Raw genomic sequence first — 19,493 nt, 5'->3', positions numbered from 1 at the left:
CAGCGCGACGTCCGCCCCGATGCCGAGCGCCCCGTCGGAGTCCAGACGCCCGTCGACGGCGCCGGGGTACTCGGCGGGCACCGGCGGGTCGTAGAGCTGATGCCGCTGCTCCGCCAGCTGCCCCGCCCGGTAGGAGCGCGGGTGCAGACGGCGGTAGAGGCGGTGGCGCAGGGCCGTCATCGGGCACCTCCGGCGCGGGGCGCGGTGCCGGGGCGCCCGGTGCGGCGGCCGTTGGTGGTGGTCATCTCCGGCACCGGGCCGTAAGAGATCTGCCAGCCGCCACCCGCACGTTTCGCCGCGTACATCGCCTCATCCGCCCGCCGCAGCGCGACATCCAGGGAGGGGGCGTGAAAGGCGATGGGGTGTGCACCGATGGAGGCGCTGGTCAGCAGCTCTTTGCCGCGGAACGGCACCGGTTGCCTGAGGGCGAGGTGCAGGCCGCTCAGCTCGATGGGAAGCGCCCTCGGGTCGGGGATCAGGGCGGTGGCGGCGAACTCGTCCCCGCCCAGCCGCCCCGCGGTCCCCTTACGCAGGTCCGCCCACTTCTGCAAACGGGCACCGACCGTGGCCAGGACCGCGTCCCCCGCGGCGTGGCCGCAGTTGTCGTTGACGTCCTTGAAGCCGTTCAGGTCCAGCATGACCACCACCGCGCCCGGGGTTCGCAGGTCACGGCGGGCGGAGCGGGTGAACAGGTCACGGCCGGGCAGGTTGGTCAGCGGGTCGAGCCGGGCGTGACGGGCGCGGCGGAACAGTAGTGCGGCGTGGACGGACCAGCCGGCCAGCAGCGGGCCGGCCGTCGCGGACAGTGAAGTGATCGTGTCCATCACGCCGCCTCGCTCCCGCTTGCCCAGCCGATCACGGGACGGCTATTGGCCGGGTGGAACAGGTGCGGGGTGCGGTTCTTGATGAGCGTCGCGGCGATCCGCGTGACCCGGTCGTACAGGCCCGGGTCATCGCCGATGATGTCGCGCGCCGCGTCCAGCCGCGCGGACCGCTCCTCCTTGCTCTCGCCTTCAACGCCCAGCCACAGATCCGGCGGGGTACCTAAGGCCAGTTCGAGGAAGTCGTCGACCGTGACGGCCTCATGGCCGCCGATGAACGTACGCATGGATCTCCAAACGTTGCAGGGACGGAGAACCGGGCGGGCGCGGTCTTGTGGTGAGAAGCGACCGCCCGGGCGTGCGTGGGGCTCTTTGCCTGCCGTCTCGTTCACACGAGCGGCCACGACCCTCGGCACCGCCTATCCGCAACCGGTGCGGTGGAGGTGCCGGGGATCGTGAGCACTGGTGCTTGGCACAGGCTCACGGGTCCGTAACAGGTTCTGAGGCTTGACAGCAGTGAGTGCCAGTCACCGCCCGGCGAGGGCAGATCCGGCAATGCCAGTCACTGCCCCAAGGGGGCAGATCCGGGCAGGCCATCCCGTCCGATACGGATGGATGGCCCGCACCCATCGACCACACGTGTGCATGTGGCTGGGTCAAGCACTCTGTTGAGTTCTCAATAAACAGGCGCTTCCTTCGGCCTCTCTCACGAGGGCCTCCGGGCGCTATTGCGGGTCAGCTCCGTCGGTGCAGACGGGCATAAGAGGAGAGGGTGAGACGCTCACTAAGAGGTCATCTCCTCAACTCCTCAAGAGGAGTTGAGGAGACTATGGCGGGCTTAGGGTGCAGTCGTCAACACCTCTTGAGGACTTATGCTGTGTCCGCCCAAGAACCAGGGATGGTGAGCACCGCATGGCCAAGCGATACGAACAGATCGCGGATGAGCTACGTCAGCGCATCCGTGCAGGTCAGCTCAGCCCGGGGGATCGCCTCCAGGCGGAGACCGCGCTCGCCGAGCAGTACAGAGTGAGTCTGCCGACCGTGCGGCAGGCTCTCGGCGTGCTGCAAGCGGAAGGGTTGATCGAGAAGCGCCACGGACGCGGGAACATGGTCCGCAGGCCGAGGCGGGTCGTGAAGCGAACCAACGAGCGTCATCAGTGGGAGAAAGATCGGGTACGGGGCTCCCTGGCGGAGCGACAGGCGACCGGAGCCACTGAGCATGACACCGGACTCACGGTGTCTGACCTTGTCTTTCACGCTGAATACCGCGAGACGCAAGCGAACGACGACCTTGCGGAAGCGTTCGGCCTCCCTGTGGGATCGCGGTTGCTGGAGCGGGCCTATCGGACTCGATACAGCGAGGAGGACGCGCCGTTCAACCTCGTGCACTCATACCTTGTCTACGACCTCGTCTCGCCCAACCCTGACCTGCTTGACCAGGCGAACGAGCCATGGCCAGGTGGTACGCAGAGCCAGTTGCACACCGTCGGCATCGAGCTGGAGCGCGTGGTGGAACGCATCACGGCCCGACCGCCCACGGTGGAGGAGATGGAGGAACTTGGCCTCACTGCGGGTGTCGCGGTGATGATTCTCCGGAAGACTTCGATCGACATCAACGGGCGAGTGGTGGAGGTAGCCGACGTGACGTTGCCTGGTGACCGTACGGAACTGGCCTTCACGACTCCCCTGGATAGGTGGTGAGCATGACCAATCTCGTCTCGGTCATAACAGCGGTTCACGCGCCGAGTGCCGAGTTCCTCCCAGCCGCTTACAAGTCGCTGGTCGAGCAGCAGATGCCCGATGGGTGGGACTGGCAATGGATCATCCAAGAAGATGGCGAGACCGATGCTGTCGCGCCACACGTCCCCGACGATCCGCGCATCAGCTTCGGGCAGGGCCGCCCAGGACGTGCCGGCGTCGCACGCACGATGGCTCTCTCGCGTGCTGAGGGCGCGTACGTCAAGGTGCTGGACGCGGACGACATGCTCACCCCGGGCGTGCTGGCTCGTGACCTGGAGGCCCTTACGGTCCACCCCGGAGTGAGTTGGGCAACGTCTCGGGTGCTGGATCTCTTGCCCGACGGCTCCACCGTCGGGTTCGACCAAGACCCACCCGAAGGGGTTATCGACCGAGGGTCTGTACTCCAGCACTGGAAGGCGCACGACTTCCGCGCGCAGGTGCACCCTGCGACGTTGTTCGTCCGCCGCGATCTGCTCTTTGCCCTCGGCGGCTGGATGGCCCTACCGGCGTCCGAAGACACAGGGCTGCTCTTGGCGCTGAGTGCGGTAAGCCGCGGTTGGTTCACGGCCGACACTGGCCTCTTGTATCGCAAGTGGCCTGGCCAGGTCACGAACCAGGCCGCCCACGTCCACGAAGGTGAGCGCATGGCGCGCATGGCCGTCGTGGAGGCCAGGGCTCAAGTGCTGGCGAGTCTCGAAGGTTGGCGTTTCGAGGCTGGGTAGACCAACCCGTGATCGTCCGCGCTAAGCAAGCGGCGCGTGCCTACTCCTGACGGTCCATCAGGTCGGGCGCTACGCTCAGTGCATCCGTGAGCGCTGAAGGGAGCGATCTGATGGGAACGGGAATGCGGATGTCGATCCCACCCGCAGGGGACCCACGGTTCGTGGCGTTGTTCTACCGGCCAACATCAGGTTGGAAAGTCGCTGCTGAATCGAACGCGCGGAGCGCCGTGGATCACGCCGTGGCCGCGATGACTCAGACCCTCCATTCGCGAGGTGAGGCGGCCCGATACGAAGTGTGGGGTCCGATCGACGGCGGTAGCGCTTGGCAGCACCTCCAGTCCATTAGCGAGCCTCCGCCAGAGGGGTCGGCGTCGCAGGCGTCTCCTGTGGTGGAGGAGCCTCTGCGAAGTGCTCGCGAAGAGCGGCTGAGGGACCGTCGGCATCAGGTGTTGATGGCCGCTCTGGCCGCCGCGGGGATTACCAAGCTGGAGGCTGCGGACCACGCCGCCGTTGTGCGCCTGGTTGGCGATGCCGACGAGGACACCGTCCGGACGGTTGCGCGATGGCTCGCCGCGAGCACCCCGTGAAAACGGCCATGGGGCGCGATCGTGTCGGTTCTGGTCCGGCCATGCTCGGTCCAGTTCGGGTCTCGATTGTCCGCCGGTCCCCTGCTGTTCGCCGACGTCCGGCATGGTCCGCCGGGGCGTCTGAGCTGCGAAGGGGCGGCGGCTGTGGGCGGCGGCGGACGCCCCTGGACCAAGATCGGGACAACTCACAGAGCGTGGATTCGTACGACTGTGCCCGGATGAAGAGATGTACCGCCGACAAGGCGTGTATGGAGTGGACTTTCCCCGAGGCACCTTCCCCGCCCTTGAACGGCCGGTCCTCGACGACGTGGCGGATGAACTCAGGGAAGAACTCAAGGCGGGGCGCGATGTTGTGGTCGACCACGGCTTTTGGACGCCTGAGGATCGGGCTAGGTGGCGAGCAATCGCCACCGACGCTGGCGTCACCCCGGTGCTCGTGTATCTCGCAGCAAGCCACGAAGAGCTTTGGGCGAGGATCAGCAAGCGCTACGAGTTCCACGCGGACGATCCCAACTCGATCTACGTCTCAGAGAGCGATCTCCAGCGGTACCGAACCCGGTTCATCCCCCCTCAGGCAGACGAAAAGCACATCCTCTACGAGGGTGAAACGGCGGACGTGATCGCGGCCGTGGAAGCCTCTCGGCCCTGACGCACTACTGGTCGCGTACGAGCGACTGTGTGCATCGACGGGTTGACCAGCCGACTCCCGCCAGCTGATGTAGGCGCCCGTCAGGGTGCTTGAGTGTCGCAGCGAAGCGTTCCTCAAAATCGCCTGCTGCCTCATCACCCATCGACAACTCGGCTCACTGTATCAGGCGTTGTTAGATGGTCTCTTCGTCAACCTTGTTCACGAAAGCATCGACGGCTTTCACGAGTTCTGTCATCGCAGCGTCGAACTTATTCCCATCGACGGTATCCTGGGAAAGGATACTCTCCATTTTATCTTCGGCGGCGATGATTTGCTTGATCGAGGCGCGAGCGGATTCCGTGCCGACGAGTCGCACCAAAGACTGTGCCTGTTGCAACTTATTGTGGGCCGGAACGACTTTGTTGTTAAATTGGCTGAGTGCCTCGTTCTGCGGCGTTCCCTCATTGAGTAGGTTTGAATAACCGCCGATCTCAGTCCTGAAAGTCTGAACGCTATTCACAAGGTCGGAGTACGCAGTGCGGCGAATGTCGGACGTCCGCTGGTCCGCAGCCGCGTCTCGGGTGTACTCGGATTGCTTGTAGACAAGCAAGCTGCCAGCAAGACCGGTCAGTGCGCCGATGAGGGCACCACCAAGCGCTGCCCACGCAACCCACCGAGGGTTGGCTTCCGCCTTAGGGGCCGCCTCGCCATTGCCATCGGCCTCGACATCGTTCGTCATGACATGTGTATAGGTCGAACAGAGGTGCACCGCACGCCGGTAGATCTATTCGAGTGATTTCGTGCCCGCAGTGCCCGACCCGGCTGACGCATGGACGTCATCCCGCCGTCGAGGGCACGCCCTCCTTCCTCCACCGCGCCGATTCCATGATCAGCTTTACTGATAGGGGCCTTGCGGGTGTCGATGCCGGGCTGTGTCCCGTCGGACCGACCTAACGGACGTGCCCCGCGTGGCGCGGCTTTTGGGCGTATCACGCGAGGTGATCTGAGTTCGCGGTTCCCCAGGTGTCCCCAGGTGTCCCCAGAGAGGGGACTGATGACCCATTCGGCCAGGTCAAGCGAGGCAGGTTCGGCCCACTGTAAATCTGCTGGCTCGGTCTTCCTCTGTACGTCGTCGCTAGCGTGCGAACGTTCAGGGCCAGTCTCAGTTGCAGTCTCATTTGGTGCTCGGTCCAACACCGTCCACCGGTGTCCACTGAAGTCCGTGGACCTCCCTGACCAGGAAGAAAGCCTGCTTCGCGGACGCCGACGAACGGCCCCGGACCAAGATCGGACAACTCGTAATGCGTAGGTCTCGGGTTCGAATCCCGAAGGCGGCTCTGTAGAAGCCTCAGGACTCACTCGCCGTGACCTGGGGCTTTTGCTTTTACCGGACGCGGCGGCGGCGCTGAGCGAGGGCCGTGCGGCTGTCCCTGGTCTCAGTTGCCGGTTCGGGGCGGGGCATGAAGGTGTCGCCGATGCGGCGCAACCCGGACAGGCGGCAACGAGTGGGGGGCTCGTGCCGCCGATCACCGTTGGCCTAAATGGCCTCTGCGAGGTTATTGGCCCGGGTCTTCTTCGTGGCATCCGACTCCCCAGTGAGGACCTCCGGGCTCTTGGCCAAGTCCCCATGAGCGGCGGACACGACACCGCCTAGCTGCCCCTCTCCCGACAGCCATCTGTTCGCGAGGTCTTCCTGCTTGTCCAGCGGCAAGCTCTGCACCTTGGCCTTGTTCTCCGGAGTGAGCAGATCCAGAAAGGGTTGCAGCAGCGATTGGCTTGCGTCTTCCAGCACGTAGCTCTCCTGTCTGTCCGGAGCCCAGCAGCCGGGCGGGCTCGCGGGGCGGCGCGGGTACGGGGTGACGTCACCCACCGGTCCCCGGTGCCGGGGCGGTCTATGCCCGTGGGCCCACGCGTCCACCCCATCGGCTGGACGTGCGCCGCCCCGTGAGGGGCGCCCCCTGGTCCGCCGCCCGTGCGGGCGGTGTGTCAACCGATGCGGACCTTTTCCCTGCGAGTCCCCCCGCGAGTCCCCCTGCGAGCCGTAGATCGCGGCGCTTCCCCCCCCCGCCCTGTGCGGTTCCCGGGGCGTGCTCGTGGAGGTCCGACAAAAAAGTTGGGAGGACGCTGCACGTTCCGGGGGCTTCGCGGCACTCATGGGTGAAGGCGACGGACACCGGCTCGTCGGAGCGCTCACGGGGGGCGTTCCGGGGGGATGGCAGGGTCGGTCGTCTGTTCGTGTTCGGTTGCCGTTCCGAAGAGGGAAGGCCATGTGCGGGTCTCGTTGTCAGCTGCCTGTGCGGGCCCGGACGGGGGTCGTCGCCATGGGGCGAAGTTCGAACGCATTGACGGATCGGGGGGATCCGGCTGATCGGTTTTCCATGGTCGACGGAGCCGAATACAGATTTATGCGACGTGCTGGATATAGTTCCGGCTCGCATCACACGTTGACCCTTCCTTGTGCCACTCCTCTGCATCGGCAGCGAGTGCCGATTGAGGAGGGATATCTCGTGCAGCACCGCAGGGGCCCCGACGGGAATGAATTCGACAGGTTCTTTCGGTCGGACTACCGGAAGTTGATCGGTTTTCTCCGGTTCATCGGCGCCACGAAGGAGGAGGCGGAGGACGCCGCGTCCGCCGCGATGATCAAGGCGTTGGAGTCCTGGGCCGAGATCACCCACCCCTTCGCGTGGGTGCGCAAGGCGGCCGAGCGTCACTTTCTGCGGTCGACGGCCCGTGATCTGGACGCCCCGAAGCGAGCGCTCAAGGGCGGCTGGGCGGTCGGTGCGGGGCTTCCCGGACACGAGGCGCCGTCGCGTGCGGACGAGGAGGCCGTTCTCGCCCTGATGCGGAATCTCGGATACAAACAGCGCCAGGTCATCGCCTATACCTACGACGGTTTCAACCCTTCCGAAATCGCCGAGATCACCGGCGATCTTCCGGCGACGGTCAGGTCCAATTTGCGATCGGCGAGAGCCAAGCTGGCCGGCATTCTGCAGGAGAGTCACGCGACAGCTGACACGCATGGTGAGGAGGAGTAATGAGCACCTACGGCAACGACGGCGTCGATGAGGGATTCGATGAAAGTGTCGGAAAAGGAATCGATGGGAATATCCGGGATCTGTTGACCCCTATCGACGGGTACGCCTTGATCAGTGATCCGGTCAAGGGGGCGGCCGACCGGCGGCTGAAGGAGTTCAAGGACGCCTTCGACGCCGGACTCGCGGCGGAGATCACCGACCAGGCGGTGGAGCGCAAGCTGCTCGAAATCAAGATCGAGGCCGCTCGCCGGGCCGTGCTCCGCGACCACCGGTCGGGCAGCGCCGGCCTACAGGAGTTCCTGAGCCCGGCCCCCGGCGAGGGGGGCGCGACGGCGGCGCGGCGCGGCCGCGAGGCCCTGCCGGAGGCGGCCCGCAGGGGCCGCCTCCGGCGGTGGTGGTGCTATCTCGGGCTCGGGGTGCTGCTGGTGACGATGGTGGCCCTGGCCGTGGTGGCCCTGCCCGGCCACGGCGTCCCCAGATGGGGCCAGGCGATGATTCCGTCAGCCGTCCTCGGCGTGATCGTCTCGACCACCGTGTTCACCGTGATCCAGCTGCGGGACCTCCGCGAGCACCGGCCCGACAGCCTTCAGCCCGAGGCGCTGTCCCGGCTCCAGGAGGAAGGTGCGCCGAAGGGCGACCCTCCGGTGCCCGAGAGCCCGAAGACGCCGATGCGCAGGAGCAAGCGCGCCCTGGACGTCGCTGTCGGCGCCACACTGCTCTGGTCGGCGCTGCCCATGCTGGCGATCGTGTACTCATGGATCCGGCTCACCTCGCGCGGCCCGGCCCTCGTGCGGCATCCACGGGTCGGCGCGGGCGGCCGGATCTTCCAGCTGTACGACTTCCGGACCCGGGGCCGGTCGGGGGAGCTGACCCGCCTGGGCACGTTCCTGGAGGAACTCGGCCTGGAGACCCTGCCGCGGTTGTGGAACCTCTTCCGCGGCGACGTCACCCTGCTGGGACCACCGGCCGAACATCCGGCGATGGCCGCCTCGTATCCCCAGCAATGCCGCTGGATCTTCTCCTACCGGCCGGGAATCGCGGGGCCGTTGTGGGACGACTACGACCACCCGGACGACGAGCTGTTGCCGGGCTCCGACGTGTGGCGGCATTACCTCGACGTGGTCGTGCCGCAACGCGTGATGGTCGACCGGGATTTCTACGATTCCCTGTCGGCGTGGGGAACGGCCCGCCTCATCTTCAAAATGCTGTTCAGTTCCAATTCGTTCACCACATATCGCGCGCTGGAGCAGGGTGTCGAGGGCGCGACCGGCGGCACTCCGGCCGTCCGCGCACTCGCCCCCGACACCTCGCCGCTGCTCTGGTGGAACGTCCCCGAGGAGCGCCTCGTCAAGGTCGCCGTCTGGCAGTGAGACCGGGGCTCCGGGAGTCGGCTCCGGGGCCGGCGGCCGCCGCACAGCGGCCACCGGCCCCGGACTTCCCGGTTCAGCGAGCGACCAGGAACACCGCCAGCAGCAGCATCACGACAGCCAGACCGAGGCCGCCGGCGACACAGGTGACCAGCACCGAGCCGGTCGTCACATAGGCGCCGCTGACGCCCGCGGTGACGGAACCGAAAGCAGCTCCGACGGAGGTGGGGGTGAGTTTCCAGCGCGGAGAATTACCGTTCGTACCGCGACGGTTCATTGCCATGGACAGCCTTTCTTCGACCCGCACAGAGGAATTCGGACGGCGGTGACGGGCCCTGGCCGGCCCCCAACCGCTTGTGTTTCCCTTTTCGCAAGTGAGTGACGCGAACCCGCGGATGCGTGCGACCGGCCCCGCGTCCGCGATCAGTCCCGCGCCGCGACCGGCCGTCCGTGTCCACCGGATGGTGGACACAGGACTGTCCCCTCGGTCGTACCGCCCGGCCTCCCGGGCCGACAGGCTGGGGGTATGGCAGAAACAGCAGTGCGGGTGCGGGGATTGCGGAAGACCTACGGTGACCACGTCGCCGTCGACGGTCTCGACCTGGACATCCGACGGGGCGAGATCTTCGGCATCCTCGGGCCGAACGGCGCGGGCAAGAGCACCACCGTGGAGATCCTGGAAGGCCACCGCAAGCGCGACGCCGGCGAGGTGGACGTGCTCGGCGAGGACCCGGGCCGCCCCTCGCGGCGCTGGAAGTCGCGGATCGGCATCGTCTGGCAGAACGAGGTCGTCGCCGGCGAGCTGACGGTCGCCGAGACCGTACGGCACTTCGCGCAGTACTACCCCAACCCCCGCGACCCCGAGGAGATCATCCACCTCGTCGGCCTCACCGAGAAGGCCAACGCCCGGGTGGGCGGGCTCTCCGGCGGTCAGCGCCGCCGCGTCGACGTCGCCATCGGCGTCATCGGCCGCCCCGAGCTGCTGTTCCTGGACGAGCCGACCACCGGCTTCGACCCGGCGGCCCGACGCCAGTTCTGGGACCTGATCCGGTCCCTCGCCCACGACGGGACGAGCATCGTGCTCACCTCCCACTACCTCGACGAGGTCGAGGCGCTCGCCGACCGGCTGGCCGTCGTCGTCAAGGGCAAGGTCGTCGCGGAGGGCGACCCGGCCACCCTCGGCGGGCGCGCCGTCGCGCAGGCCACGGTCTCCTGGTTGGGCGCCGACGGGCCCATGGAGCACCGCACGGACTCGCCGACCACAGTCGTCACCGAGCTCGCGGCGTACTTCAAGGGTGAGATCCCCGAGCTGACGATCAGCCGCCCCTCCCTCGAAGACATCTACCTCGGCCTCATCAAGCAGCAGGAGACAGCGGCATGACCCAGTCCTTCGCCGGCGCCACCGCCGCGCAACCGCACGCCGGGAGCGGCAAGCTCCCCGGGGCGTTCCGTCTCGGTCTGCTCCGCGGCGGCCTGGAGATCAAGGGTTTCTTCCGCAACCCGGGCGCCGTGGTCTTCACCTTCGCCCTGCCGATCATGATGATGACGATGTTCGCGTCGATCTTCCACGACAAGGTCGAGGGCGCCGGGATCACCGTCTCCCAGCTGTACGTGGCCGCAATGCTCGGCGCCGGTCTGATGTCGACCAGCTTCCAGGCCATCGCCATCGGCATCGCCACCGAGCGCGACGAGGGCAACCTGCGCCGCCTGGCGGCCATGCCCATCCCGCGCAGCTCGTTCTTCTTCGGCAAGCTGTGGCTGGTCCTGGCGACCGGCGTCTCCGAGACGCTGCTGCTGCTCGCCGTCGGCGTCTCCTTCTTCGGCCTGGAGCTGCCCTCCGACCCGGCCAAGTGGTTCACCTTCGCCTGGGTGCTGCTGCTGGGCCTGATCGCCTGCTCGCTGCTGGGCATAGCGATGAGCAGCGTGCCGCGCGACTCCAAGAGCGCGACCCCGATCGTCACCCTGCCCTTCCTCGTCATCCAGTTCATCTCCGGCGTCTACATCCCGATCAACGCGATGTCCGGGTGGATGCAGAACGTGGGCGCGTTCTTCCCGCTCAAGTGGATGTGCCAGGGTTTCCGTGCGGTCTTCCTGCCCGACCAGGCGAAGATGCTGGAGCAGGCCGGAGACTGGGAGCTCGGCCGGGTCGCCCTCGTCCTGGGCGCTTGGTGCATCGGAGGATTGATTCTGTGCCTGACGACATTCCGCTGGAAGGGCCGGCGCGACGGATGACCGTGCCCTCCGCGGCCCCGCAGCCGAGCGCCCGAGCCACCCACGCGTGGCTGCGGAACGCTCGGCTGTGGGATTTCCACTTCGGTGTCGCCCTGGTGGTGGCGGAGCTGTTCGTGGCCTTCTCGCACGGCCCCGGCCTGTGGGTCTGGCTGATGAACGGCTGGCTGCTGCTGTCCGTACCGCTGTACGTGGCCGTCGGGCGGCCCGCGCTCCACCGCGACCCGGAGAACTCCCGGCGCGCCTTCGCCTTCTGCGCCGGCATGGCCGTGCTCTACACCCCGGCGGCGATCCTGGCCCAGGAGGCGTCCGTCACCATGGTCGCCCTGGCGCCGCTGTCGTACATGCTGCTCTCCCGGCTGCGGGCGATGGTCTTCCTGCTGGTCTACAACATCGCCCCGCTCATCGGCTGGACGGTCCTGATGTGGGACGAGCCCGGCCACCTGCTGCGCACCGTGCTGATCGCCGTCGTCGTCGCCGGGTCCTCGCTGGCCATCGGCGGCTGGGTGGAGTCCATCGTCGTCCAGAGCACCGAGCGCGCCGAGCTGATCCGCCGCCTCGACGAGAGCCGCGAGGAGCTGACCCGCCTCTCGGTGGCGCACGGCGCCCTGCTGGAGCGCGAGCGGCTCGCCCGGGAGATCCACGACACCCTCGCGCAGGGCTTCACCAGCCTCGTCATGCTCTGCCAGGCGCTGGAGGGCGAGCTGGAACGCAACCCCGAGCAGGCCCGCCGCTATGTCGATCTGATGCAGCGCACCGCCCGCGAGAACCTCGCCGAGTCCCGCTCCCTCGTCGCCTCCCTCACCCCCGCCCAGCTCGACGACAGCTCGCTGGACGAGGCCGTGCGCCGCCTCGGCGAGCGGCTCGCCGAGGAGCTCGGCATCGACGTGGACGTCCAGGTCTCCGGCACCCCCTGCGAGCTCCCGCCCGCCGTCGAGGTGGTGGCCCTGCGCGCCTCCCAGGAGGCGCTGTCCAACATCCGCAAGCACGCGCACGCCACCCGCGTCGAGCTGTCCCTGGCCCACACGGTCCAGGGCCTGGAGCTGACCGTCCGGGACAACGGCCGCGGCTTCAGCCCCACCGCCCCCGGCAAGGGCTACGGCCTGCCCGGCATGCGCGCCCGCGTCTCGGAGATCGGCGGCACCACGGAGCTGACCAGCGCGCCAGGCGAGGGCACCCGGCTGACCGTACGGCTGACCGCGGCGTCCTGCCCCGACGCGACCGACCGCCCCGCACCGCTCCAGGAGACCAACCGATGATCCGGATCCTGCTCGTCGACGATCACCCCGTGGTACGGGAGGGCCTGCGCGGCATGCTCGACGTCCATCCCGACCTGGACGTCGTCGGCGGCGCCTCGTCCGGGCCGGAGGGCGTCGCCCTCTGCGCCCGGCTGGAGCCCGACATCGTGCTGATGGACCTGCGGATGCCCGGCGGCGACGGCGTGGAGGCCACCCGGCAGATCCGGGCCGCCCACCCGAAGATCCGCGTCGTGGTCCTGACCACGTACGAGACCGACCGCGACATCCTGCGCGCCGTCGAGGCCGGCGCCGCGGGCTACCTCCTCAAGGACGCCTCCAGCGGCGACCTCGCCGATTCCATCAGGGCGGCCGCACGCGGCGAGACCGTGCTCGCCCCGACGGTGGCGGCGGCGCTGGTGTCCCGGCTGCGCGGCGGCGAGCCGGACCGGCCGCAGCTCTCGCAGCGGGAGCTGGAGGTGCTGCGGCTGGTGGCCGAGGGCTGCACCAACTCCGAGATCGGCCGCCGCCTGTTCATCGGCGAGAGCACCGTCAAGACCCATCTGCTGCGGACCTTCGGCAAGCTCGGCGTCTCCGACCGCACGGCGGCCGTCACCCGCGCGATGCAGTTCCGACTGCTGTCGACGGACTGAGGGCCGTGCGGGGGCCTACGCCTCCGCGCCGCCGGCCACCTGCCATCTCTCGGCCGTCACCTCGACGGACTGAGGACCGTGGTGGGGGCTACGCCTACGCCTCCGCCCCCACCGGCCACCTCTCGGCCGTCACCTGCTGCGGAAAGCTGTAATCGCCGTCCTTCAGGCGCAGGGGCAGATCCGTGCGCCGGGTCACGTCCAGCTTCCGGTACACCCGCGTCAGGTGCTGCTCCACCGTGCTGACCGTGATGTAGAGCCTGCTGCCGATCTCCCGGTTGGTGTGCCCCATCGCGGCCAGCGCGGCGACGCGCCGCTCGGCGTCGCTGAGCGCCTCGGCGCTGTCGGCCTCGTGGTCCGCCTCCGGGCCGTCGGCGCCGTCCGCCATGTCCTGGCCGGCCAGCAGCTGCCGGCACAGCTCCTCGGCGCCGCAGTCCTGGGCCACCTGAAGGGCCCGGCGGCCCATCATCCGGGCCCGGTTGAACTCGCCGAGGCCGTGGTGCGCCCGGCTGAGGCCGGCCAGCGCGCGGACGAGCTCCACGCGGTCGCCGGACGCCTGGAGCAGGTCGACGGCCTCGCGCAGGAGCAGCGGCCGCTGCTTGAGGTCACGGGCCGCGGCGAGCACGCGCAGCGCGATGCCGCGGGTCCGGGCACCGGCCGCGCCGGGCAGCGCCAGCTCCTCGGCGATCAGCTCCCGGGCGGCCTCGCGCTGGTGCAGGGCGAGTTGGACGCGGGCGGTGTCGCTGCGCCAGGGCGCCAGCGCGGGCAGGTCCAGGGACCACTCCCGCATCAGCTCGCCGCACCGCCGGAAGTCGGCGAGCGCGGCCTGGAGCCGGTTGGTGGCCAGGTGGTGGTGGCCGCGCGCGTGCAGGTACTTCAGCCCGAACCGGGTCTCGAACATCGCGTCCGGTACGACGTGCCGCAGCAGCCGGGCGGCGTCGTCGTGCCGGCCCATCGCGGTCTGCGCGAGCAGCAGCACCGACAGCGGCCCGCCGACGGCCACGCCCCAGCTGCGCGGCGAGATCAGGGCCAGTGCTTCCTCGGCCCACATCGCCGCGCCCGGCAGATCGCCCTGGCGCAGCGCCGCTTCCGCGCGTACGCCCTTGAGCAGCGCTTCCCAGGTGGTGGCCTGCCTGGCCCGGGCCTCGGCGATGAAGACATGGCACCAGGGCGCGGCCTTGTCCGCCCGGTCGCAGTGGATCAGCGTGTAGAGGGCGGACTGCACGGCGCAGACGGTGCTGTCGGAGAGGGTGCAGTCGGCCAGGACCTGCTCGGCCCAGCCGATCGCCTTCTCGCTGGGCCCCTCGAAGAGGGCGGAGGTGAGCGCGGCGGCGGCGGTGGCGCCGACGTGGCCGGGCATGCCGCGGTGGCCGTCCTTCGGCAGGTCCTGCGGGGCGCCGGGCCGGCTCAGGTGCATCCAGGGCTGGAGGTGACCGGGGTGGTACGGGTCGGTGAGGGGTCGCGGGCCGGGGGTGCCGGCGTCGCCGTCGAGCCACCGCAGGACGGTCCGGGCCTCGTCGGCCCGGCCGTGCCACAGGAGGTAGCCGACGAGGGTGACCGCGTCACCGCGCTCCAGGTGGCCGGCCAGGAGGGCGGCGGTGAGCGAGGTGAGGTGCCGGGCGGCGGCGGAGGGCCGGCTGCGCCACTCCAGGCGGGTCAGGGTCAGGGTGAGGGCGGCGCGCTGCCGCTCGTCGGAGCAGGACAGGCAGGCGAGGGTGAGGCATTCGACGGCGAAGTCGACGCGGTCCTCGGCGAGCGCCTGGACGGCGGCGTTGCGCAGGGTGGCGACGCCGGACGGGTCGTGGACCTGGCCGGCCGCGACGAGGTGCTCGGCTATCTCGACCTCGGGGACACCGTTGTCATGCAGCAGCTCGGCGGCGCGGAGGTGCAGGCGGGTCCGTTCATCGATGCCGATGGTGCCGAGGACGGTGTCACCGATGGCGGGGTGGCGGAGCCGGCCGTCGGCGAGGAGGCCGGAGCGGGAGAGATCGGCGACGCCTTGCTCCACGCGTTCGGCCTTGACCTGGATGAGGGCGCTGACCAGCGGGGACGTGGCCCACTGACCCAGCATGGCGAGGCCGTGGGCGATCCGGATGGTGTCGGCGTCCCAGCGGTAGAGGCAGGCGAACACCGCCTGATGGAACGATTCTTCAGTGATCGGGTTAGTCGACAGCGCCTCGGTGCCACCGGCCAGGCGGATCATGCCGTCCTCGACGAGTCCGCGCAGCAGCAGCGGGTTGCCGCCGCTGACCCGGTGGTACGCGGGGGCCAGGCGCCCGGCGGTCTCCTCGTCGGTGACCTCGGTGAGCAGCTCCCGGACGCCTTGGGCGGAGAGCGGGTGGAGCTGGATGCGGTGGCAGTTGCGCTGGCGCAGCAGCTCGGCGTGGAAGGTGGGGTGCGAGGGGCGGGAGACGGCCCATTCGTTGAGCACGACCATGAGGCGGCCGTTGGTCAGGCGCCGCATCAGGTAGAGCAGGAACTGGAGGGACGGCCCGTCGGCGTACTGCACGTCGTCGATGCCGATGACGACGGTGCGGTCGGCGGCGAGTTCGAGCAGTATGGCGCTCAGGCCGCGGGCGACCTTCGCGGAGGTCTGCTGGAGGGTGGCCGGTTCCTGGTCGGGGTCGGCCTGGTGCTGGACGCTCTGGTTGAGCAGGGCGGTCGCTCGGTGGTCGAGCTCCTGCGGCAGGTCGCCGGTGTGGAACAGCTGTCCGATGACGCCGAGGGCGAGGCCGCTCTCGTCACGCGATCCGGTCGCCGTCAGCAGCAGCGCGCCCGCGTGGACCGCCTCTTCGGCGAATGTGTGCAGCAGCTCGGTCTTGCCGCTGGCCACGGCGCCGCTGATGAGAACTATCTGTGCCCTGCCCTGTTCCGATTGCGCGAACAGTTCCTGCAGGCGTGCCATCTCCGTACACCGCTCGACGAATGCCATGCAGCTCTTGCCCCCTTCGAGAGCGCACCGCAGCACCGTATGGGCAGTCCGTTTACCATTTCTTGGGAAGTCCTTTGCCCATACGGTGTCCTGAAATGCACTCAGTCCCCGTTGTGACTCAAACCTATCCCATGCTCCACCTCTGGTGCGATCTGTTGCAACAAGCAAGTGGAGGACCGGATTCCGGCGTTCTGGGGAATGAATGACGGTCCGTCAGGAGTCCGAAACCTGCACTTCAGGCCGCATATGGCCGCGCCCGGGCATAGCAAGAGAGGGGCCGCGAGTTTCCTCGTCGGCCCCTCATTTGCTTCAGGGTTCAAGATAAAATCTTGGTCAGCTTCTGCCGCTCGCCCGAGCGGTGCTCACGCGGATGAAATCCGCAAGCGTCGAAGGTGTCGGGTAAGAGAAGATTTGCGCCAACTTCAGGGTGATGTGCACCGTCTCCTCCAACCGCTGCACGAGCTTCACGCCCAGCAGCGAATGGCCGCCGTGGGTGAAGAAGTTCGTGTCCGGCGTAATGCCGTCGCGGCCCAGGACCTCGCCCCACAGACCCATGAGGTCCGCCACGAGCGCGTCCTCGGGAGCGGCGTCCGCGGAAGCGGGGACGCCCGCGGGGCCGTCCTCGGTTCCCGCCCGGGCGAGCCGCTCCGCGGCGGTACGCGTCAGCGCCGGATAGTCCACCTTCTGGCTGGCGTTGGTCGGCAACGACTCCACCACCACGAACTCCTGCGGCACCGACGCCCGCGGCAGCGTGGCCGACGCGTGCCGCCACAGCTCCTCCGCCAGCTCCTCGCCCGCCGCCGACTCGGCGAACGCGACCAGCACGCCGTCGCCACCGGCGTCACCCGCGACGACCACGGCACACGCCCGTACCGCCGGATGCCCGGCCAGCACGGCCTCCAGCTCGCCGAGTTCGATCCGCACGCCCCGCAGCTTGATCTGCCGGTCCACCCTGCCGAGCACCTCCACCGTGCCGTCCGCCAGCCAGCGCGCGCGGTCGCCGGTGCGGTAGAACCGCCCGTACGACGTGTGCTCGCCGAACTTCTCCGCCGTCAGCGCCGGCCGCCCGTGATACCCGGCGGCCACACCGCCACCGGCCACACACAGCTCACCCGGTACCAGCACCGGCAGCTCCCGGCCCGCCGGGTCCGTCACGAACACCCGGGTGTCACGCACCGGCCGGCCCGCGGAGACCCGCTCCACGTCCTGACCGACCAGCCCCGACGTCGACCAGATGGTGGTCTCGGTCGGGCCGTAGACATTGCGCAGCACACAGCCCGTGGCCGCCAGCCGCCGGGCCAGCGCCACCGGAAGCGGCTCGCCACCGCACAGCACCCGCCGGCCCGCCAGCACCGCACCGGCCGCCTCCGCGACCAGCCGCCACGTCGTGGGCGTCGCCTGCACGATGCCCACGTCGTACGAGGTCAGCAGCCCGGCCAGGACCGTGCCGTCCGTACGCGCCTCGTCCGGCGCGACGACCAGCCGTCCGCCCGTCACCAGCGGCAGGAACAGCTCCAGCGCCGAGATGTCGAACGTGAACGTCGTCAGCCACAGCGTGCTCTCGCCCGCACCCGCGCCCAGCTCCTCACGGAAGTGCTCGACGAGGTTGGCGAGGTTCCCGTGGGTGAGCAGGGTGCCCTTCGGCAGGCCCGTCGAACCCGAGGTGTAGATCAGATAGGCCAGGTCCGAGGCGTCCACGACGGCCACCGCGTCCGACGTCTCGCCGGATTCCCCGACGACGGCCATCGGCGCCACGACCACACCCGGCCCCGCCGTGAGCTCGACGCCCGGGCCCAGCAGGACCGCCCGCGCGCCCGAGTCCGACAGCTGGTAGGCGATCCGCTGCTCGGGGTGCTCCGGGTCGACCGGCAGATACGCCGCGCCCGCCAGCCACACGCCCAGCGTCGCCGCCGCCAGCTCGGCACCGCGCGACGCGGCCACCGCGACCACGTCGCCCCGGCCGAGCCCGGCGGCCGCCAGCCGCTCCCGGTTGGCCTCGGCCGCCGCCCACAACTGCCCGTACGTCAGCTCACGGTCGCCGTCGACGACCGCGACGGCCTCCGGGGTGCTGCGCACCCGCTCGGCCACGGCCTCCGGCACGCCGGCCACCGAACCCACGGGCCCGGCGCGGTGCGCGCCGTCGATCACCGCACGGTCGGCGGTGCTCCACGCGGAGAGCTCACCGACCGGCCGCTCCACATCGGCGCCGACGGCGACGAGCAGCGACTCGTACCGCCCGATCAGCGCCTCGACCTCGTCCCGCGCGAACGCGCCCGTGTGGTACGCCGTCCGCAGCCGGATGCCGTCCTCCGAGGGCAGGACGAAGAACTCCAGGTCGAACTTGCTGAAGCCGTTCTCCACGGGCTGGAACCACGCCCGCATCCCGTCGAGGACGAACTCCTCCGTGCCCACGCCCGGCACGTAGTTGAAGACGTGCTGGAAGAGGGTGTTGCGCCAGCCCGCCGCGTCGGCCCGGTCGACGTCCAGCAGCAGCGAGTCCACCGGCACGTCGGCGTGCGAGATCGAGTTGATGAACACGCTGCGGGCCTTGCGCACGAGATCGGCGAAGCCCTGCTCCGGGTCGACGCGCAGCCGCAGCGGCACCACATTGACGTGGTAGCCGATGGCGGCGGCGTCCTCCGGCCGACGGCTGTTCACCGGCGAGCCGACCACCAGGTCGGGGCCCGCGCCGTGCTGCGTCAGCAGCAGGTAGTAGACGGCGAGCAGCACCACGGCCTCGGGCGCGCGGAGTTCCTCCTGCAGCCGGCGTACGACGGCGACGGCCTCGTCCGGCAGCGGCCGGGTGATCGTGGCGCCGACCAGGTCCGGCTCGTCACCCGCGTCGGCACCCAGCCACAGCCGGGGCTGCACGGCGCCGAAGTCGCGCAGCTGCTTGCGCCAGAAGCGGCGGCTGCGGTCGGTCGGCTCGACGTCCTGAGCCGCCGGTACGACCTCGCTCAGCGCCTCGTGGGGCTCCTCGTCGGCCGCCAACGCGCCGTAGACCATGGCGAATTCGCCGAGCAGCGTCGACGCGGAGATGGTGTCGAAGACGAGGTGGTGCAGCGCGATGCAGAACACGTCGTCCTGCGGGCCCCGGAACAGCTGGGCGCGCAGCAGGGGCCCGCCGTCCATGGCGAAGGGGGAGCCGACGTACCGGGTGAGAATCGCGTCCAGAGCGAGCGAGGAGGAATCGTCGCCGAGGCTGTCGGCGGGCAATTCCGCATCGGTCACCAGGACCTTCGCCTCGTCGGCGTCCAGTACCCGCTTCGCGAGCGTCAGGCCGTCCGCGACGAAAGCCGTCCGCAGCACTTCATGCCGGCGGATCAGAAACGAAAGCGTCTCCTGGAGAACCTCCGGACGCAATCGGCCCGCCACCCGGAAGGCGAGCGAGAGGTTATTGACACCGGTGCCCGGAACAAAGCGCTCCAGCAGCCACAGCGCCTCTTCCTTGCGTCCCGCCGGGACGGTCGCCGGCCCGCCCGTCGCGGAGCGCCCGTCATTCTCGGCCACGTATTGCATCCCGGTTCCTCTCACTCGGCTTCCC

At 69.2% G+C, this 19,493-nt stretch carries 17 protein-coding genes; 9 read left to right on the top strand and 8 right to left on the bottom strand.

Annotated elements, in window-relative coordinates:
• The 3 genes from ACZ303_RS09170 to ACZ303_RS09160 form a co-directional block, all read right to left on the bottom strand.
• On the bottom strand, nucleotides 1–180 hold a 180-nt coding region (locus tag ACZ303_RS09170), incomplete at its 3' end, for a hypothetical protein (protein WP_467336673.1).
• Complete coding sequence (locus tag ACZ303_RS09165; protein WP_467336671.1) at nucleotides 177–824, bottom strand: GGDEF domain-containing protein; 648 nt, start codon at nucleotides 822–824, stop codon at nucleotides 177–179. The genes ACZ303_RS09165 and ACZ303_RS09170, both read right to left, overlap by 4 nt.
• A complete protein-coding gene (locus ACZ303_RS09160; protein WP_467336669.1) occupies nucleotides 824–1,108 on the bottom strand; it encodes a hypothetical protein in 285 nt (94 codons plus the stop codon). Before ACZ303_RS09160 ends, ACZ303_RS09165 begins: the two co-directional genes overlap by 1 nt.
• Before the next feature lie 625 nt (nucleotides 1,109–1,733).
• Between ACZ303_RS09160 and ACZ303_RS09155 the strand changes: the two genes are divergently transcribed.
• The 3 genes from ACZ303_RS09155 to ACZ303_RS09145 all read left to right on the top strand — a co-directional run bounded on the left by ACZ303_RS09155 (nucleotide 1,734) and on the right by ACZ303_RS09145 (nucleotide 4,519).
• Complete coding sequence (locus ACZ303_RS09155; RefSeq protein ID WP_467336667.1) at nucleotides 1,734–2,522, top strand: GntR family transcriptional regulator; 789 nt, start codon at nucleotides 1,734–1,736, stop codon at nucleotides 2,520–2,522.
• Nucleotides 2,523–2,524: 2 nt separating this feature from the next.
• Nucleotides 2,525–3,283 (top strand): glycosyltransferase family 2 protein, encoded by a 759-nt coding sequence (locus tag ACZ303_RS09150; protein WP_467336665.1) that lies wholly within the window; start codon nucleotides 2,525–2,527, stop codon nucleotides 3,281–3,283.
• A 729-nt stretch (nucleotides 3,284–4,012) separates the two neighbouring features.
• Nucleotides 4,013–4,519: a P-loop nucleotide/nucleoside kinase family protein gene (locus ACZ303_RS09145; RefSeq protein ID WP_467336715.1), complete on the top strand. Its 507-nt coding sequence runs from the start codon at nucleotides 4,013–4,015 to the stop codon at nucleotides 4,517–4,519.
• A gap of 172 nt (nucleotides 4,520–4,691) precedes the next feature.
• On the opposite strand, the gene ACZ303_RS09140 is transcribed toward ACZ303_RS09145, so the two are convergent.
• Nucleotides 4,692–5,237 (bottom strand): hypothetical protein, encoded by a 546-nt coding sequence (locus tag ACZ303_RS09140; RefSeq protein ID WP_467336663.1) that lies wholly within the window; start codon nucleotides 5,235–5,237, stop codon nucleotides 4,692–4,694.
• Between the two features lie 798 nt (nucleotides 5,238–6,035).
• On the bottom strand, nucleotides 6,036–6,290 hold the full coding sequence (locus ACZ303_RS09135) for a hypothetical protein (RefSeq protein WP_467336661.1): 255 nt from the start codon (nucleotides 6,288–6,290) through the stop codon (nucleotides 6,036–6,038).
• A gap of 715 nt (nucleotides 6,291–7,005) precedes the next feature.
• Here ACZ303_RS09135 and ACZ303_RS09130 point away from each other — a divergent pair.
• Nucleotides 7,006–7,536, top strand: coding sequence for an RNA polymerase sigma factor (locus tag ACZ303_RS09130; protein ID WP_467336659.1), 531 nt, complete (start codon nucleotides 7,006–7,008; stop codon nucleotides 7,534–7,536).
• Between the two features lie 83 nt (nucleotides 7,537–7,619).
• Complete coding sequence (locus ACZ303_RS09125) at nucleotides 7,620–8,906, top strand: sugar transferase (protein ID WP_467336657.1); 1,287 nt, start codon at nucleotides 7,620–7,622, stop codon at nucleotides 8,904–8,906.
• A gap of 73 nt (nucleotides 8,907–8,979) precedes the next feature.
• Here the strand turns inward: ACZ303_RS09125 and ACZ303_RS09120 are convergent, their stop codons facing one another.
• Nucleotides 8,980–9,186, bottom strand: a complete 207-nt coding sequence (locus ACZ303_RS09120; RefSeq protein ID WP_467336655.1) for a hypothetical protein — start codon at nucleotides 9,184–9,186, stop codon at nucleotides 8,980–8,982.
• A gap of 243 nt (nucleotides 9,187–9,429) precedes the next feature.
• Between ACZ303_RS09120 and ACZ303_RS09115 the strand changes: the two genes are divergently transcribed.
• The 4 genes from ACZ303_RS09115 to ACZ303_RS09100 are packed head-to-tail and all read left to right on the top strand — an operon-like array spanning nucleotide 9,430 to nucleotide 13,020.
• The gene (locus tag ACZ303_RS09115; RefSeq protein ID WP_467336653.1) at nucleotides 9,430–10,284 is read left to right on the top strand and encodes an ABC transporter ATP-binding protein; all 855 of its coding nucleotides are present in this window, start codon (nucleotides 9,430–9,432) and stop codon (nucleotides 10,282–10,284) included.
• Nucleotides 10,281–11,135 carry an ABC transporter permease gene (locus ACZ303_RS09110; protein ID WP_467336651.1) on the top strand — a complete coding sequence of 285 codons (855 nt, stop codon included), beginning with the start codon at nucleotides 10,281–10,283 and terminating at the stop codon, nucleotides 11,133–11,135. The genes ACZ303_RS09115 and ACZ303_RS09110 overlap by 4 nt, the downstream gene beginning before the upstream one ends.
• Complete coding sequence (locus ACZ303_RS09105) at nucleotides 11,093–12,391, top strand: sensor histidine kinase (RefSeq protein ID WP_467336649.1); 1,299 nt, start codon at nucleotides 11,093–11,095, stop codon at nucleotides 12,389–12,391. The genes ACZ303_RS09110 and ACZ303_RS09105 overlap by 43 nt, the downstream gene beginning before the upstream one ends.
• Nucleotides 12,388–13,020: a response regulator gene (locus ACZ303_RS09100; RefSeq protein WP_467336647.1), complete on the top strand. Its 633-nt coding sequence runs from the start codon at nucleotides 12,388–12,390 to the stop codon at nucleotides 13,018–13,020. Before ACZ303_RS09105 ends, ACZ303_RS09100 begins: the two co-directional genes overlap by 4 nt.
• A gap of 94 nt (nucleotides 13,021–13,114) precedes the next feature.
• On the opposite strand, the gene ACZ303_RS09095 is transcribed toward ACZ303_RS09100, so the two are convergent.
• A complete protein-coding gene (locus ACZ303_RS09095) occupies nucleotides 13,115–15,949 on the bottom strand; it encodes an ATP-binding protein (RefSeq protein WP_467336645.1) in 2,835 nt (944 codons plus the stop codon).
• A 333-nt stretch (nucleotides 15,950–16,282) separates the two neighbouring features.
• Nucleotides 16,283–19,459 (bottom strand): non-ribosomal peptide synthetase, encoded by a 3,177-nt coding sequence (locus ACZ303_RS09090; RefSeq protein ID WP_467336643.1) that lies wholly within the window; start codon nucleotides 19,457–19,459, stop codon nucleotides 16,283–16,285.
• Between the last annotated feature and the right edge of the window lie 34 nt (nucleotides 19,460–19,493).

Source organism: Streptomyces sp. NPDC023527, from assembly GCF_055560115.1.
Note: the sequence above shows the minus strand (reverse complement) of the source record. Positions and strands in the feature narration are given on the sequence as shown.

Coding starts and splice junctions, on each gene's coding strand:
- ACZ303_RS09150 (WP_467336665.1), top strand. CDS start 2,525: ATGACCAATCTCGTCTCGGTCATAACAGCGGTTCACGCGCCGAGTGCC.
- ACZ303_RS09160 (WP_467336669.1), bottom strand. CDS start 1,108: ATGCGTACGTTCATCGGCGGCCATGAGGCCGTCACGGTCGACGACTTC.
- ACZ303_RS09120 (WP_467336655.1), bottom strand. CDS start 9,186: ATGGCAATGAACCGTCGCGGTACGAACGGTAATTCTCCGCGCTGGAAA.
- ACZ303_RS09140 (WP_467336663.1), bottom strand. CDS start 5,237: ATGACGAACGATGTCGAGGCCGATGGCAATGGCGAGGCGGCCCCTAAG.
- ACZ303_RS09155 (WP_467336667.1), top strand. CDS start 1,734: ATGGCCAAGCGATACGAACAGATCGCGGATGAGCTACGTCAGCGCATC.
- ACZ303_RS09095 (WP_467336645.1), bottom strand. CDS start 15,949: ATGGCATTCGTCGAGCGGTGTACGGAGATGGCACGCCTGCAGGAACTG.
- ACZ303_RS09110 (WP_467336651.1), top strand. CDS start 10,281: ATGACCCAGTCCTTCGCCGGCGCCACCGCCGCGCAACCGCACGCCGGG.
- ACZ303_RS09115 (WP_467336653.1), top strand. CDS start 9,430: ATGGCAGAAACAGCAGTGCGGGTGCGGGGATTGCGGAAGACCTACGGT.
- ACZ303_RS09165 (WP_467336671.1), bottom strand. CDS start 824: ATGGACACGATCACTTCACTGTCCGCGACGGCCGGCCCGCTGCTGGCC.
- ACZ303_RS09100 (WP_467336647.1), top strand. CDS start 12,388: ATGATCCGGATCCTGCTCGTCGACGATCACCCCGTGGTACGGGAGGGC.